The 14,530-nt window shown below is 60.9% G+C and carries 17 protein-coding genes; 9 read left to right on the top strand and 8 right to left on the bottom strand.

Going from position 1 to position 14,530, the window contains the following annotated elements:
* Positions 1 to 56: 56 nt before the first annotated feature.
* Entirely contained in the window at positions 57 to 1,064 is a 1,008-nt protein-coding gene (gene moaA, locus E6C55_RS19995) for a GTP 3',8-cyclase MoaA (RefSeq protein ID WP_136371590.1), read from the bottom strand.
* A gap of 238 nt (positions 1,065 to 1,302) precedes the next feature.
* Between moaA and E6C55_RS19990 the strand changes: the two genes are divergently transcribed.
* Genes E6C55_RS19990 through E6C55_RS19970 form a run of 5 tightly spaced genes read left to right on the top strand, consistent with a single transcriptional unit; the run spans position 1,303 to position 4,014 of the window.
* Positions 1,303 to 1,539, top strand: a complete 237-nt coding sequence (locus tag E6C55_RS19990; RefSeq protein WP_136371589.1) for a DUF2249 domain-containing protein — start codon at positions 1,303 to 1,305, stop codon at positions 1,537 to 1,539.
* Between the two features lie 20 nt (positions 1,540 to 1,559).
* Complete coding sequence (locus tag E6C55_RS19985) at positions 1,560 to 1,922, top strand: hypothetical protein (RefSeq protein WP_136371588.1); 363 nt, start codon at positions 1,560 to 1,562, stop codon at positions 1,920 to 1,922.
* Positions 1,883 to 2,437, top strand: a complete 555-nt coding sequence (locus E6C55_RS19980) for a DUF2249 domain-containing protein (protein ID WP_136371587.1) — start codon at positions 1,883 to 1,885, stop codon at positions 2,435 to 2,437. The genes E6C55_RS19985 and E6C55_RS19980 overlap by 40 nt, the downstream gene beginning before the upstream one ends.
* Positions 2,438 to 2,450: 13 nt before the next feature.
* Complete coding sequence (locus E6C55_RS19975) at positions 2,451 to 3,683, top strand: hypothetical protein (RefSeq protein ID WP_136371586.1); 1,233 nt, start codon at positions 2,451 to 2,453, stop codon at positions 3,681 to 3,683.
* A 31-nt stretch (positions 3,684 to 3,714) separates the two neighbouring features.
* Complete coding sequence (locus E6C55_RS19970) at positions 3,715 to 4,014, top strand: metal-sulfur cluster assembly factor (protein WP_136371585.1); 300 nt, start codon at positions 3,715 to 3,717, stop codon at positions 4,012 to 4,014.
* Positions 4,015 to 4,034: 20 nt separating this feature from the next.
* Here E6C55_RS19970 and E6C55_RS19965 read toward each other — a convergent pair whose 3' ends face one another.
* The 6 genes from E6C55_RS19965 to E6C55_RS19940 form a co-directional block, all read right to left on the bottom strand.
* On the bottom strand, positions 4,035 to 4,394 hold the full coding sequence (locus E6C55_RS19965; protein WP_136371584.1) for a DUF488 domain-containing protein: 360 nt from the start codon (positions 4,392 to 4,394) through the stop codon (positions 4,035 to 4,037).
* A complete protein-coding gene (locus E6C55_RS19960; protein ID WP_136371583.1) occupies positions 4,391 to 4,915 on the bottom strand; it encodes a nitroreductase family protein in 525 nt (174 codons plus the stop codon). Before E6C55_RS19960 ends, E6C55_RS19965 begins: the two co-directional genes overlap by 4 nt.
* Before the next feature lie 557 nt (positions 4,916 to 5,472).
* Positions 5,473 to 6,390, bottom strand: coding sequence for a cysteine synthase A (gene cysK / locus E6C55_RS19955; RefSeq protein WP_136371582.1), 918 nt, complete (start codon positions 6,388 to 6,390; stop codon positions 5,473 to 5,475).
* A 19-nt stretch (positions 6,391 to 6,409) separates the two neighbouring features.
* Positions 6,410 to 6,949 carry a hypothetical protein gene (locus tag E6C55_RS19950; protein WP_136371581.1) on the bottom strand — a complete coding sequence of 180 codons (540 nt, stop codon included), beginning with the start codon at positions 6,947 to 6,949 and terminating at the stop codon, positions 6,410 to 6,412.
* 106 nt (positions 6,950 to 7,055) lie between these two features.
* Complete coding sequence (locus tag E6C55_RS19945) at positions 7,056 to 7,499, bottom strand: DUF350 domain-containing protein (RefSeq protein WP_136371580.1); 444 nt, start codon at positions 7,497 to 7,499, stop codon at positions 7,056 to 7,058.
* A 133-nt stretch (positions 7,500 to 7,632) separates the two neighbouring features.
* On the bottom strand, positions 7,633 to 10,005 hold the full coding sequence (locus tag E6C55_RS19940) for an endonuclease MutS2 (RefSeq protein WP_136371579.1): 2,373 nt from the start codon (positions 10,003 to 10,005) through the stop codon (positions 7,633 to 7,635).
* A 147-nt stretch (positions 10,006 to 10,152) separates the two neighbouring features.
* Here E6C55_RS19940 and E6C55_RS19935 point away from each other — a divergent pair, with 147 nt between their 5' ends.
* Entirely contained in the window at positions 10,153 to 10,515 is a 363-nt protein-coding gene (locus E6C55_RS19935) for a phage holin family protein (protein WP_136371578.1), read from the top strand.
* Positions 10,516 to 10,589: 74 nt separating this feature from the next.
* Here E6C55_RS19935 and E6C55_RS19930 read toward each other — a convergent pair whose 3' ends face one another.
* Complete coding sequence (locus E6C55_RS19930; RefSeq protein WP_136371577.1) at positions 10,590 to 11,723, bottom strand: response regulator; 1,134 nt, start codon at positions 11,721 to 11,723, stop codon at positions 10,590 to 10,592.
* Positions 11,724 to 12,332: 609 nt separating this feature from the next.
* Between E6C55_RS19930 and E6C55_RS19925 the strand changes: the two genes are divergently transcribed.
* The 3 genes from E6C55_RS19925 (at position 12,333) to E6C55_RS19915 (ending at position 14,481) form a co-directional block, all read left to right on the top strand.
* Positions 12,333 to 12,770 (top strand): hypothetical protein, encoded by a 438-nt coding sequence (locus E6C55_RS19925; protein ID WP_136371576.1) that lies wholly within the window; start codon positions 12,333 to 12,335, stop codon positions 12,768 to 12,770.
* Positions 12,771 to 12,896: 126 nt separating this feature from the next.
* Positions 12,897 to 13,262, top strand: a complete 366-nt coding sequence (locus E6C55_RS19920; protein ID WP_168735770.1) for a cupredoxin domain-containing protein — start codon at positions 12,897 to 12,899, stop codon at positions 13,260 to 13,262.
* A gap of 166 nt (positions 13,263 to 13,428) precedes the next feature.
* On the top strand, positions 13,429 to 14,481 hold the full coding sequence (locus tag E6C55_RS19915) for an ABC transporter substrate-binding protein (RefSeq protein WP_136371574.1): 1,053 nt from the start codon (positions 13,429 to 13,431) through the stop codon (positions 14,479 to 14,481).
* The last annotated feature ends 49 nt before the right edge of the window (positions 14,482 to 14,530 follow it).

Here is a 14,530-nt window from a genome sequence, read left to right as displayed (position 1 = left end):
GTCGTTCGTCGTCCTCGCCTTCCTTGCGTTCCAATCGGCGCCGGGAAGCCGCCGCCTCAGCCCCCGATCTGCGACATTCGCCGGTTCGTCGGCTGGCGCGACATTCGCTCCCCGGACAGCGCCTTGGCCATCTCGTGCGACTCCGGCTTCGAATCCAGCGCCCGCAGGAACAGCGCTTCGACGGCCGCCGGATCGCCGATCAGGCTCCGCACGTTGTATTCGTCCGACCAGTAGAGGCACGGCTTGATATTGCCGTCCGCCGTCAGCCGAAGCCGGTTGCACGTCCCGCAGAAGTGCTCGCTGATCGGGCGGATCAGCCCGAACGTTCCGGCCGCCCCGTCGAGCCGATAGCTCGCCGCCGGCCCGTTGCCGTAGACGTCGCCGCACGGGGAATAGCCGAGTCCCAGCCGCTCGCACGTGTCCAGCACATGCGTCAGGGGCATGTAGCCCGCGCTCCAATCCGTTCCGCCCGGAATGCCGATCGGCATATATTCGATAAACCGGATATGCAGCGGCTCCTCGTTCGTCAAGCGAAGGAAGCGCTCGACCTCGTCGTCGTTGATCCCCTTCATCAGCACGACATTCAGCTTGATCGGAGCGAAGCCGACCCGGCGGCTTGCTTCCAGCCCCTGCAGCACCCGGCGAACGTCTCCCCCTCTCGTGATCCTCGAATATCGTTCCGGCACAAGCGAATCCAGGCTGATGTTCACGCGGGTGAGGCCGGCATCCTTCAGCGCATCCGCGAACGAGGCGAGATAGATGCCATTGGTGGACAGCGCGATATCCTCGATTCCCGGAACGGCGGACAGCATGGCCACCAGCCGATCCAGGCCCTTGCGGACGAGAGGCTCCCCGCCGGTCAACCGCAGCTTGCGCACCCCCAGAGGAGCCAGCGTCCGGACGATCTCCGCGATCTCTTCATAGGACAAGATGCGGTGACCCGGCTCGAAGGTCATCCCCTCCTCCGGCATGCAATACACGCACCTCAAGTTGCAGCGATCCGTCACGGATATTCGCAAATAATCGTGTACCCTCCCGAAGGAATCCATGAGCCGCTTCGGCATGTTCGCCTCTCCCCCTTGCTGCCTGATATGCCTCCAAGCACCGTTTGAACTCCTGACCAAGTATAGAAATTCGCCATGCGAGCGGACAGTGACACCCGTCACACTTCGCAGGATCGTCATAACCTTGCCCCACTTGTCTTGCTTTCTCGTTATTTGTGATGCCGCTCACAAATTCGCGGCGCATGGCGGCTTATAATCGGCCTCGTAAGTCCACTAACCGTTCGGGAGGAATGGCGCAATGAATACGTATGCCGCAACCGTCAATGCAACCGAATATCCGCCGCATCTGAAGCACAAGGTCATCTTCGAGACGTTCGATAGGCTGCAGCCCCAGGAAGCCATGCTGCTCGTGAACGATCACGACCCGGTGCCGCTGAAGTTCCAGTTCGAGAGCCAGCACCCCGGCAAGTTCGTCTGGGAATATATCGAGAGAGGCCCCGACGTCTATCGGGTTCGCATCGGCAAGTCCGAATAAGAAGGCGGTGCTACCCGGCTATGGCCAGGATCGACATTATCGACGAGAAGACGATCAAGATATCGGTGACATTGGAGGACGCCGTCTCGATGGTGCGGGAGGCAGCCCGCGATCCGGAGGAATACGCCGCCGAGATCGTCACCATCTGCGAGAAGATGCCCGAGTTCCAATACACGTATTTTTGTTTCTACGCTTACGACAGCGCCCGACTGTTCGAGAAGATGCTCGGCATCGACCCGAAGATGTACTTGAGCTTCTCCTTGGAAGCTCCGGACAGCTTCTTCTATTCGCTCTACGGAGGAATGGCCGGCCTGTACGAAGCGGCGCGGGGAGGTGAATCGAGATGGAGAGAAGCGAAGCCCGAATCGTCGAATTGGACGTAAGACCCTGCCTGAGCAAGAAGATAGAGCCGTTCCAGTTGATCATGGAGACGGTGAAGAAGCTCGATGTCGACGATATCTTTGTACTGCACGCCCCCTTCAAGCCGACTCCGCTGTTCGGGGTGCTGAAGATGAAGGGGCTCTCGGGTCACGCGGAGCAGCGGGAGAAGGATCATTGGGTGTCCACCTTCGTCCATAAGAGAAACAAAGGCTGGCTGCAAAACCCATCTGCGGACGAGGAGAAGATCGGCGAGGCGGAGGCGCGGTCAAGCGATCGTCCTTCGGCCGAGGGGCGGGAGCCGGCGATCGTCCGGCTGGACAATCGGGGGCTGGAGCCCCCGAAGCCGATGATTCGTACGCTGGCTGCCTTGGAGAGATGTTATCCCGGCGACCGGGTTGTCATTCATAACGACCGGGTGCCGATGTTCCTGATCGAAGAGCTGCACCAGTTGGGCTACCCGTATGAGGTGGAAGAACAGGCGGACGGCTCCGCGAAGGTTACCATTCACAGAACGTAAGGAGGCGAGCGCCGTGTCCCGTCTTCCCTTTCTCTTTATCTTCACGGGGATCATCGGCTTCGCATGGTATCAGGCGGTCTCGCTGGCCGCCTTCACCGGATGGCTGACCGGGGAATTGCGCGGCCCGGACGGCTGGTTCCATGTCCACCTGTTTATTCTGGGCTGGGCGACCATGCTGGCGATGGGCGCCGTCTACCAGCTCATCGGCGTCATTCTGCAGTCCCGACTCTACAGCGAGCGGCTCGGCTACGTTCAATATGCGATTTTCACCGTTGGGTTGGCCGGCTTGCTCTACGGGTTCGATCAAGGGGTGATCGCATGGATCGCCGGCTCCGCCGTCCTGGCGCTCGTCGGCATTGCGCTCTTCGGCTGGAACATCGCCGTCACGCTGATTCGCGCCGCCCGCTGGAACGCGATCACCGTCAGCGCCGCATGCGCCGTCCTGTATCTCGCCCTGACCGGCCTGTCCGGGCTGGCCATGGGCCTCAACTTCGCGACCGGCGATTGGACCGGGCTCGCCGAGCGGCTGTTCGGCGCCCACATCTGGATGGGAACGGTCGGCTGGTTCGGCCTGCTCATCACCGGCTTCAGCTACAAGCTGCTGCCGATGTTCTATCTGGCGCACGACTATCCCGTCAAGCTGCAAGCCGTCGTCCTCGTTCTGTGGAACGCTTCCGTGCTCGTCGGCGCTCTGGCGTTCCTGCTGGACGCAAGCGTCTGGCTTCTGTGGTTCGCGCTTCTCCTGCTGACAGCCGCCATCGTTGTCTATAACGTGCATCTGCTGCAGATCCGCCGGCATCGGCACAAGCGCAATCCCGGCTCGGGCATCCGGTGGTCGCTGCTTAGCAGCCACATGCTCGCCCTCTCGGCCGTCGCCATGCTGATCTATGCCGCCCTCTATCCGGACCGCTGGCTGCAAGCGGACGCCGTCCGGCTCGCGGGCTGGCTTTATCTGGCCGGTTGGGTCAGCTTCACCATTCTGAGCTATGTATCGAAGATCGTGCCCTTCCTCTGGTGGACGAGCAAATACGGGAAGCACGCCGGCAAGCCGGGAACTCCGGTCATGGCCGATCTGCTGAAGGAACGCCCGGTCGGCATCGGCCTCGCGTCGATTGCGGCGCTCCACCTGCTGCTTGCCGCGGGATTGCTGACAGGCTGGGAGACGCTGACGGGCGCGGCCGGGTCCGTTCTGTCCGTCTGCTCCGTCGCCTACATTGTGCTGATCGGTCGAGTGTTCACGCGTTAATTATGTGACTGGGGAAAATGGGGGGTTGAACATGGAAACGGTCGAACATCTGCGCGAGCTGCTGAAGGAGGTTTACGATCCCGAGTTGGGCATCAACATCGTGGACCTCGGGCTGGTGTACGAGATTCGCGACGAGCCGGACCGGATCTACGTCCGGATGACGCTAACCACGCCCGGCTGCCCGATGCACGATATGATCGCCGGCGGCGTGAAGTGGGCGCTGACGGAGAACACGGGCAAATCCGAGGTGGAGGTCGACATCGTGTGGGAGCCACGGTGGCAGCCCCGGATGATGTCGGAGGAGGCGAAGGATAAGCTGGGCTTCTTCTGAGAGGCCGGCTTGCCGACCGCTTACTCCCGCTCCAGATGCCGCTTCAGGACAATCGCATGATTATGCCGCTCGTCCTTGGCCGCATACAGCAGGGTAAGCCCGTCGCCGGCCGCCAAGCGGCGGAGGCGTTCGAGATGGGGCCGAACCGCAGGAGCGGCCAGCTCCTCCGTGTAACGGGCCTGGAATTCGTCGAACCGTTCCGGCCGGTGTCCGAACCAGTCCCGCAGCTCCGGGCTGGGCGCGACCTCCTTCAGCCATAGCGTCAATTGCGCCGCTTCCTTGGTTACGCCTCGCGGCCAGAGCCGGTCGACGAGCACGCGCGCGCCGTCCGACGCTTCGGCCGGATCGTAAATCCGTTTAAGCCGGAGCCTGCCGCTCATTCGAACTTGTCCCTGTGCAGCACGCGCTCGAGCGGATACATCTCCTTCTTCGGAGGCTCCTCCTGCGGGTAGCCGAAGCCGAGAATGGCCACCACACGATAATCGGCCGGGATGCCGAGCCGCTCCCGCACGAACTCTTCGCGGCGCTTCGACTCCTCTTCCTCCTCCGAATGATAGACGGCTCCCCAGGCGGCTCCGAGGCCGAGCGACGCCGCGTTCAGCCACGCATAGCCTCCCGCGATCGATGCGTCCTGCAGCCAATACTTGCTCAGCCCCGGGTTCGCGACGATCACGACACCCGCTGCGGCGTGCTCCAGCCACTTCATGTAAGGCGTGGCCGGCGTCAGCTCGCGCAGCTTCGCCTTGTCGGTGACAAGAATAAACTCGCGGGAAGGCAGATTGTTGCCGCTGGGCGACAAGTACAAGGAGCGAATCAGCGAATCCAGCAGGTCCGGCGCAATGGCCCCCGGCTTAAACTTCGTGATCTCGCGGCGTTTCTCGATGGCCGTCAGAACATTCATGAGAAGTCCTCCCTTCCTGATTAGCCTAAAGCTAACATACGGCAGGAGGAGGCGCAAGGAAGAGAAATGAATAGCTTCCATAAGAACGCCTTATATCCCGCCAAGAAGAACCTTCCGGGGAGATCGCCCCGGCAGCCTTGACAGATCTGACAGACCGACAACCCGGCAGCCCGACACCCTGGCATCCCGACACCCCCGCTCGGCGCGTTGGCTTTGGCGATTTATATGAATTTTCACATTCGTCGGCGCGGCTTGGCGGGAATTGCGGCGTTTTATGCGATTTTTCGCCTATATGCACCAACTCGATCCGGAATTTTCTCCACGAACGCTATTTTTCACATATAATCGCCCAAACCACCCGGCCATCCCCTCCGCGAATGCGATTTTTCGCATATAATCGCCCAACCTGCCCCCAACCGCGCTGCGCCAATGCGGTTTTGCGCCTATATTCCGGCATCCGGCGCGAGAGCCGCGCCCCCTCCTGCCCGAACCCAACAAAGCGCCCCTCCGCGAAGACTGGTTGTCCGCAGAGAGGCGCTTGCGCGCACGCTTATCGATTAGAAAATCTCCATGCTCAAGTATCGCTCGCCCGTATCCGGGGCGATGCAGAGCACGCGCTTGCCCGGCCCAAGGCGGCGGGCGATCTGCAGCGCCGCCCAGACGGAGGCGCCGGACGACGGGCCGACGAGCAGCCCTTCGAGACGGGCCAGCCGGCGCGTCGTCTCCAGCGCATTCTCGTCCGTCACGCGGATGATCTCGTCGTAGACGGACGTGTTGAGAATGGCCGGGACGAAGCCGGGGCTCGTCCCGACAAGCTTGTGCGGACCGGGCTGGCCGCCGGACAGCACCGGGGAGCCGTCCGGCTCGACAACGGCAACGTGCAGCCCCGGCAGCTTCGCCTTCAGCGTCTCGCCGGTGCCCGTCACCGTGCCTCCGGTGCCGGAGGTGGCGACGAATGCGTCGAGTCGGCCTTCCGTCTGCTCGAGAATCTCGAGCGCGGTCGTCGTCCGGTGGATATCCGGGTTCGCCGGATTCTCGAACTGGTTCGGCATGAAGCTGCCCGGATTCGCGGCGATCAGCTCGCGAGCCTTGGCGATCGCGCCCGGCATCCGCTCGGCCGCCGGCGTGAGCACGACCTCCGCGCCATAGCCGCGAAGCAGCGAGATGCGCTCCTGCGTCATGTTGTCCGGCATGACGAGAATCAGGCGGTAGCCCTTGGCCGCGGCGTTCATCGCGAGGCCGATGCCCGTATTGCCGCTCGTCGGCTCGACGATCAGCGAGCCCGGGCGGATCAAGCCGCGCTGCTCCGCATCCGAGATCAGTCCCCATGCCGCACGATCCTTCACGCTTCCGCTGGGGTTCATTTTCTCCAACTTAACGAGCACTTCGGCATCTCTCTCGTCCACCAGACGATTCAGGCGAACCGCCGGCGTGTCTCCGATCAGTTCCGTCACCGAATGAACCATTCTGCTCATGCTGCAGCTTCCTCTCTGTCTACTCGATCCGGGATCTCGCCAGCTTCCGAATCAACTCCGTGCGGCTCTCCTCGGACAACGCGTGCTGCACCGTGAAGCAGGACGGGCAGACGTAAATCTTGAGCGCAGCCGGAGCCTCCAGAATCGGGGAGCCCAGAGACTCGGGCACGCGGGGCGAGAAGCCCGCGGCGGGGATTGCCGTCTCTCCCGCTTCCAGCATGTATTCCCGGCACGACGGGCACTCCGGCACGACATCCTGCGAGTCGAGAAGCTTCTCGACCGTCTCCTCGTACGCTATAAGCGCCTCGTCCTTCACATGAAGCTCGTCGTCCGACTCGAATTCGATATCCTCTTCATCCGAGAGAATCGCCCCGTAGCCGTCCTCATCCTCTTCGTCTTCCAACTCGTCGCGATCGGAATCATCCTCGTCGCCGAGCTCGATCCGCAGCGTGCGATAGCCGTCCAACTCATTGTCGCAGACGGGGCAGATCTTGTCCGGCTCCTGGCCTTCCTCCTGCGGAATCTCGCTCTGACACCATGGACACAACACCTGCGCCATGTTATCCCTCCTTCACCATATAGATAATCCCGCAAACAAAAAACAAAACGGCAACCACGAACAGCGTGCCCCATAAATACTTCATCCGTATCCTCCCGTATGCCTGCTAATCTCCGAACGTGATGGACGCCCCGATGACAAAGGACAGCGACACCGACACGAGGAACGAGATCAGCCCCACCGCCCGGTTGTCCTTCGCGATCTCGTCGTCGACGCGGAGCACCGGCGTCACAAATTCGAACAGGAAGTACCCCGCCAGCAGCAGAACGAAGCCGAGCACGGCCCACCCGATGCTCTCGTAGATCGCGTTCTGCGCCTGAATGGCGTAACGGAAGACGTTGCATATTCCGAAAATTTTGCCTCCCGTCGCCATCGCCACCGCCGCGTTGCCCTTGCGGATCTCTGCCCAGCAGTTGTAGCGGGTCACCCATTCGAAGCATGCCAAGCATACGATCAGCAGCAGAATGCCGACGGAGAAGTAGGCCAGCGTCGCGGCAATCGGGTAACTCATCAGCGTATCCAGCGCATGGCTGTCCTCATGGTTCGACATTCCCCGGAAGCCCCCCTCCCCTCGATCTATCTCCCAAGCCGGCTGCAGCTCAGCCAACCGTTCTCAAGCCGGCGGATCTCTCAAACCCGCTGCATCTTAACCGTATTGATCGGCCCGGCACCGCTTGCTTCCGCTACTTCAATTCGGCCACCGTAACCCCTGCGCCGCCTTCTCCGTAATTGCCGAGCCGGTAGCTCTTCACATGCTTGTGCCGGCGCAGGAATTCCTGGATGCCCGCGCGAAGGGCACCCGTCCCCTTGCCGTGAATGATGTAGACGTTGCCGATATTCGCAAGGAACGCCTCGTCGAGGAAGCGATCCGTCTCAAGAATCGCCTCGTCCAGCGTCGTGCCCCGCAGGTCCAGCTCGCTCGACGTATTCTCCTCCCGCGAGCGCTTCACCGTCGCGATCGGAACGTGCTTCTTCGGCGCCGAGCCCGCAGCGCTCTTGTTCGCCGCCGGCTCCAGGTCCGCGAGCGCCACCTTCATCTTCAGGATGCCGAGCTGCACGAGCGCTTCCGCATCTCCGACCAGCTCGACGACATGCCCCTTCTGACCGCCGAGGCTGTGCACCTTGACCTCGTCCCCGGCTGCGATCTTGACGGCCTTGCCGCCCTGACTCTTCCTCGGCTGCTGAACCGGGTCCGGCACGGAATCGTCCAGCCGGCGCTTCGCCTCGATCAGCTTGTGCTCCTTGACCGAAGCGCCTTCCTCGAGCGCCATGCGGCGCAGGTCGGCAATGATCTCCTCGGCCTCCCGCTTCGCCTTGACGACCGCCTGGCGCGCTTCCTCGCGGGCATCCGCGAGCAGCTTCGCCTTCTGCTCCTGGAACTTGAAGCGCTCGTCTTCGATCTGCTGGCGAAGCGTCTCCACTTCCTTGCGCAGCCGCTCGGCGACTTGCCGCTCCGATTCGGCGCGGCGGCGGTCCTGCTCGAGCGAGGCGATCATCGTGTCGACCTTCAGCTCTTCCTCGCTCACTTCGCCCCGGGCATGCTCGATAATCTCCTTCGGCAGCCCGAGCCGGGACGCGATGGCGAACGCATTGCTTCGCCCCGGAACGCCGACGAGCAAACGGTACGTCGGACGAAGCGTCGCGACGTCGAACTCCATGCTCGCGTTGATGATGCCGTCGCGGTTGTAGGCGTACGCTTTAAGCTCGCTGTAGTGCGTCGTCGCCAGCAAGCGGCAGCCGATCCGGTGAAGGTGCTCGAGGATTGCGATGGCGAGCGCCGAGCCTTCCGCCGGGTCCGTTCCCGCGCCCAATTCATCCAGCAGCACGAGGCTTCGCGGCGTCACCTCGCCGAGCATGGCGATCAGGTTCGTCATGTGGCTCGAGAACGTGCTGAGGCTCTGCTCGATGCTCTGCTCGTCGCCGATGTCCGCATAGACGCCGTCGAACACGCAGATTCGGCTGCCGTCGTCGGCAGGAATGAACAGGCCGGACATCGCCATCAGGCTGAGCAGGCCGACCGTCTTCAGCGATACCGTCTTGCCCCCGGTGTTCGGTCCGGTGACGATGATCGCCGAGTAGTCGTCGCCCATGTCGATGTCGATCGGAACGACTTGCTTGGACGGAATCAGCGGATGCCTCGCCCGCTTCAGCCTAAGCTTCCCTTCGTCATTGACGGCCGGAAGCGTGCCGAACATGGAATCCGCCAGCCCCGCCTTGGCAAAAATAAAATCGATATACCCGAGCGACTCCGCGTCCGAGCTAAGCAGTTCGGCCTTCGTCCCGACGAGCTCGCTGAGACGGCGGAGAATCTTCTCGATCTCCTTCTGCTCCTTCAGCTTCAACTCGCGCAGCTTGTTGTTCACCTGAAGCGCCGCTTCCGGCTCGATGAACAAGGTCGCGCCGCTTCCGGACTGGTCGTGGACGATCCCGCCGAAGTGCGAGCGGTATTCGGCCTTGACCGGAATGACGTAGCGGTCGTTGCGGATCGTGATCAGCACGTCCTGCAGCATCTTCTGGATCGAGGTCGAACGGATGAGACTGTCCAGCTTCTCGCGGGCTCTGCCCTCGTTTACGCGGATATCCCGGCGAACGGAGGCAAGCTCGGGGCTCGCCGAATCCATCACGTCCCCCTGCTCGTCGACGCAGCGGCGAATGTCGTCCTCGATCGCCTTGGCATCGATAAGCGGCTCGACCAGATCGGCCAGAATCGGAATGTCCGCCTCGTCCGCCACGGCTTGAATGTATTTGCGGATTCTCCGCGAGCCCATGATGAGCCCGGCGATATCCATAAGCTCCGACGGGCCGAGCACGCCTCCGAGCTTCGCGCGCCCGAGCGCAGGCCGCACGTCGGTCACGCCGCCGAACGGCGGGGAGCCCTTCAGCGCTGCGGACCGAACCGCTTCGTCGGTCGCCGCGAGCCGGCGCTGCACTTCGCTTGCATCGGACGACGGCCGCAGCTTCGCGGCCTCTTCCTTGCCCAGCGAGGTGGCGGCTTTCTCGGTCAGCCGGAGAATGATTTTGTCATATTCCAATGTATAGAGCGCCTTGTCGTTCACGGCGAGGTCCAACTCCTCTCGCCTCTATTATAGCTCAGCCGCCGCTCCTTGCGAAACCTTCCAGACATAGCCGCAGACGGCGAGGGTACACTAACCCCAATACCGGCGGCATCGCTGGCATCCAATTCGAACACGGGAGGATTGCGCATGCAGTTCCTGGGTCATGTCGTTAGGTTCGTCGTCTCGGCCATCGTGCTGATGATCGTCGGGTTCCTTGTTCCGAAGTTCTCGGTCGGAGGTTTCTGGAGCGCCCTTATGCTTGCACTGGTCATCGCCGTTCTGGGATGGATCATCGAGGGCATCTTCGGCAAAAGAGTTACCCCCTTCGGGCGAGGAATCGTCGGATTCATCGCCAGCGCAGTTGTCATCTGGGTCGCTCAATTCATCGTCGGCGGGGTAGCGGTCACTTGGCTGGGTGCGATCCTCGCTGCCATTGTCATCGGGATTGTGGATCTGTTCATCCCGATCGCGAGCCCGTTCCGCGCCGCGACGAGCCGGAACCGCGATTAAGAGCGATTGAAGGCGATTGAGGGAAGCGATTGAGAATGCCGTCCCGAAGGTGTTTAGCACCTGGGGCGGCTTTATTATGGAGGAGAGCCTGCGGCCTTCCAATCGACGAACCATCTCCGGATCGAAGGATGAGGCTCCGCCCCCCACTCCCGCCGCACCATCTGCTGCAGCAGCCCATACTGCTTCTCGACGGAATGACGATCCTTCAGTCTGTCGTATATTTTCATCAGCTCGAAGTAGATGCTCTCCTCCTGCGGCAGAACGCTCTGCACGCGCCCGTAATGCGCCGCCGCTTCCGCTTCCATCCCTTGCTCCGCATAGCAGCTTCCGATTCGCTTGGCATGCTCGAGCCATAACGCCCGCAGGCGCTGTCGCTCCGTCTCCGCCCACAGATAGGCGTGCTCCCCGAAGTAATCCCCCTGGTAGAGGCCGAACAGCCGCTTGTGGCACTCGAGGGTGTCCCTCGTGAGCGCGGGCGCGGCACCCAGTTGCTCCTCCCACCTCTGCACATCCATTCGGTGCCCGCGCGTCTCGAGCCGATAGCCTTCCTCCCCGCTGACAATGCGGATATCGATGCCGGCCTCCTGCAACAGCTTGCGTACCTGGTACACCGCCGTGTATAGCTGCATCGTCCCCCGCTTCCAATCCGCGTCCGGCCAGAGCTGCTCGAGCAGCGTCTGCTTGCGCACATATCGCTCCCTATGGTGCAGAAGGAACGCGAACAGCTCCTGCGCCTTGTACGTCTTCCAGCGGACGGGAACCGACCGGCGCTCCGTATCCTCGAATCGCAGGCTGCCGAGCGTGCAGATCTGCAGCGACGGCTTGGCCGCCGCCGAGGCGGTCAGAATGCGCTCCCGCCCCAGCAGGCGTCCCACGGTCAGCTTCAATCGCGCGGGATCAAGCGGCTTCAGAATGTAATCGACCGCATTCAGGCCGAACGCCTGCACCGCGAAGTCGTCGCAACCGGTCACGAACACGAGCAGCGTGCTCGGGTGCTTCTCCAGAATAAGCTCCGCCTGCTCGATGCCATTCAGCTCGGGCATCTCGATCTCCAGGAACACCGTCCTTGGACGAAGATCGTCCATTCGCTCAAGCGCAAGCTGCGGCTCCAAGAAGCTCCCGATGATGTCGAGCCCGCCGATCCGGTACAGCTCTTCGGCCAAGCGGCTTAGCGCGATCGGGTCGTTGTCAATCAAGATCGTTCTCATCTATCGCTATCGCCACTCTCTCTCGAAGCCATATCGCAATCTCGGTCCCGCTCCCCATCGACTGTTGAATTTCACCATATTTCCATTATATCGGATATTTCCGCTTGCCGCATAACTAATAAAACTCTCGCTCGCGAACATCCCCCTCTTTCTTCCGCTCACAATCTCCCTCGCGGTCTCCCCGACGATTCTCCTCCCGAATTCCGCCGGCAATCCCTCCCGAGTCTCCCCCGCCAACCTGTTCGCCTCCTTGGCCCAATGACTTTTGCGATTTTATACGATTTTTCACATTCGTCGGCTTGAATCGGAGGCAATCGAGGCGTTTTATGTGGTTTTTAGCATACATACGGCACCTCGGGCCGAAAATTCCTCCACGAATGTGATTTTTCGCATATAACCGGGCAAAGTGCCCGTTTTCGAGCAGTACCAATGTGGTTTTTCACATAAAATCCGGCGGTGTCGGGTTCAATGAGTCCATCGGTCGGTCGTTTCGGCCGGATCTGGCCCAGCGGGTTCGTTGGGGGTGCTGGGGGTGCTGGGAGGCTGGGGGTGCTGGGAGGCTGGGGGTGCTGGGGGTGCTGGGAGTGCTGGGTTCCTGGAGGGCTGGGAGTGCTGGGGTTCGGCGGCTTCTGCGGAATTGTCGAACTTGGCGGTTTATTGAGTTTCTGGTTTGTTGGGTTCGGCGACTTCTGCGGAATTGTCGAATTTGGCGGTTTATTGAGTTTCTGGTTTGTTGGGTTTGGTGGTTTGTACGGTTTTGACGAGCTTGGCGGTTTATTGGGTTTCTGGTTTGTTCGGTTTGTACGGTTTGTTCGGTTTGGTGGTTTGTTCGGTTTGTTCGGTTTGTTCGGTTTGTTCGGTTTAGTGGTTTGTATGGGTTTGACGGGGTTGGCGGGTTCACCTACTGCATCGACAGCCTCCGTCCCTCTTGTCCTCGCTCGAATCACAGCAGTTGAGCGGTCTCCGCCCGCGTCGCGGTTGCCTTCGATAAACCTAATGTTTGACGAACGTTCGCCCAACATTAAGTCGCGCAAGCCATCTTATTGACAATTGATTGACCGTTGGCTCGGCGCCGTGCTTCGTCCGCCCGGGATGTGATATGATAGGAATGTCGCCGTTTGGCGCGATTCGCATCATCGAATGGAGGGGAACGTCATACATAGAAAAATCGCTTTGCTGCTCTGCACTCTCGCGCTTGGAGCGGCGCTGTCGGCATGCGGAAGCAACGGGAACGGCGGGAGCAATAATGAAGCCTCGGAGCAAACTCCGCTTGTCGCCGAACAGGAACTTATTATCAAGGCGTCCAATTGGCAGTTCGACAAGACGGAATACACCATTCCGAAGGATACGCCGGTCGAGATCAAACTCGTCAACGACGAAGGAGCCCACGGCATCGAGATCAAGAAGGCGGGCGTGAAGCTGAACGCCTCCAAGTCGTCCAAGATTGTCCAGCTCGAAGCCGGCACCTACGAGATCAAGTGCAACATCGTATGCGGCACCGGTCACCTGAACATGACGGCCACGCTGGTTGTGGCCTGAGGTAAGGCAACAAACAAAACACCTTTGGCGTCCTCTGACGCTGAAGGTGTTTTTGATTTTATCCAAATAAAATTGGCAAAAAGTCCATGGCACCGCAAGCGGCACAGTAGTATGATGGGAACGTTCTTGATGAGAACGATTATCAACAGTTAAGAGGAGAGATACCATGCACGCCCCCCATTGGACCAAATCCGCTTCCGCCATCGCCGCCCTTCTGCTGTGTGTCCTGATGCTCGCAGCCTGCGGCTCCGGCACGAACAATAACGCTTCGCCGTCTCCGTCCGGATCGAACGGCGAAGGGGCCGGCGAATCTGCCGCCGCACCCGCTTCGGCAGCCGCGTCCGCCAGCCCGGAAGCGGAGCCCGCGACCCGAAGCTACACGGATGCGCTCGGCCGAACGGTCGACATTCCGACTCATGCCCAGCGCATTGTCGCCCACTACTACGCTTCGGAATTGACGGCTCTTGAGGTTCCGTTCGTCGGCACGAATTACAACAATGCCAAACTCTCCTTAAGCGAAACTCAGCTTCAAGGAACCGAAGACATCGGAGGCGAGAATCTCGTTCCCAACCTGGAGAAGACGCTCTCTCTGGCGCCCGATCTGATCATCGTCCCGGACTTTCTGGAAGCGCCGGACCTGGACTCCTTAAGCAAGATCGCTCCTACCGTCGCCGTCAAGTACAGCGACGATCCCTTCACCCATCTGCGCACGCTCGCCGACATTCTCGGGCAGCAGGAAGCCGCCGAACGCTGGATCGGCGCATACGAGGCGAAGATCGAGGAGAAGCGCAAGCTCGTTCAACCCGTCATTGCGGAGGGAGAGACGGCTTCCGCGTTCATCGTTTACGGCGACAAGCAGCTCTATGTCTATAACAAGCAGCGCCTCGGGCCAACCTTGTACGACGCCTTCGGATTCGCTCAGCCGGCCAAGATAGCCGAACTGTTCCAGGATAAGCCAGACTCCTTGTGGGAGACGCTGTCGCTGGAGCTGCTGCCGGAATATGCCGGAGACCGCGTCTTCCTCGTCACTCCGGACAACAACGAGGAAGCTGCGGCCGCAGCCAAGGACATTCTGAACGGACCGATCTGGGGTTCCCTTCCCGCAGTCAAGAACGGCAAGGCCTATATCGTGAGCGGACGTTGGGGATTAAACGATCCACTTACCTTGGATTGGCTGCTGGATCAAGCCGCCGATATGCTGACGAAGCCCCAACAATAAGCAATAACCGCGGCGGAATGACTCTTCAAATCCGAAGAGCGATCGCCTA

This window comes from Cohnella fermenti (assembly GCF_004801405.1).
Classification (GTDB): Bacteria; Bacillota; Bacilli; order Paenibacillales; family Paenibacillaceae; genus Cohnella; species Cohnella fermenti.
The sequence above is the reverse complement of the archived record's forward strand: the minus strand, read 5'-3'. Positions and strand labels throughout refer to the sequence as shown.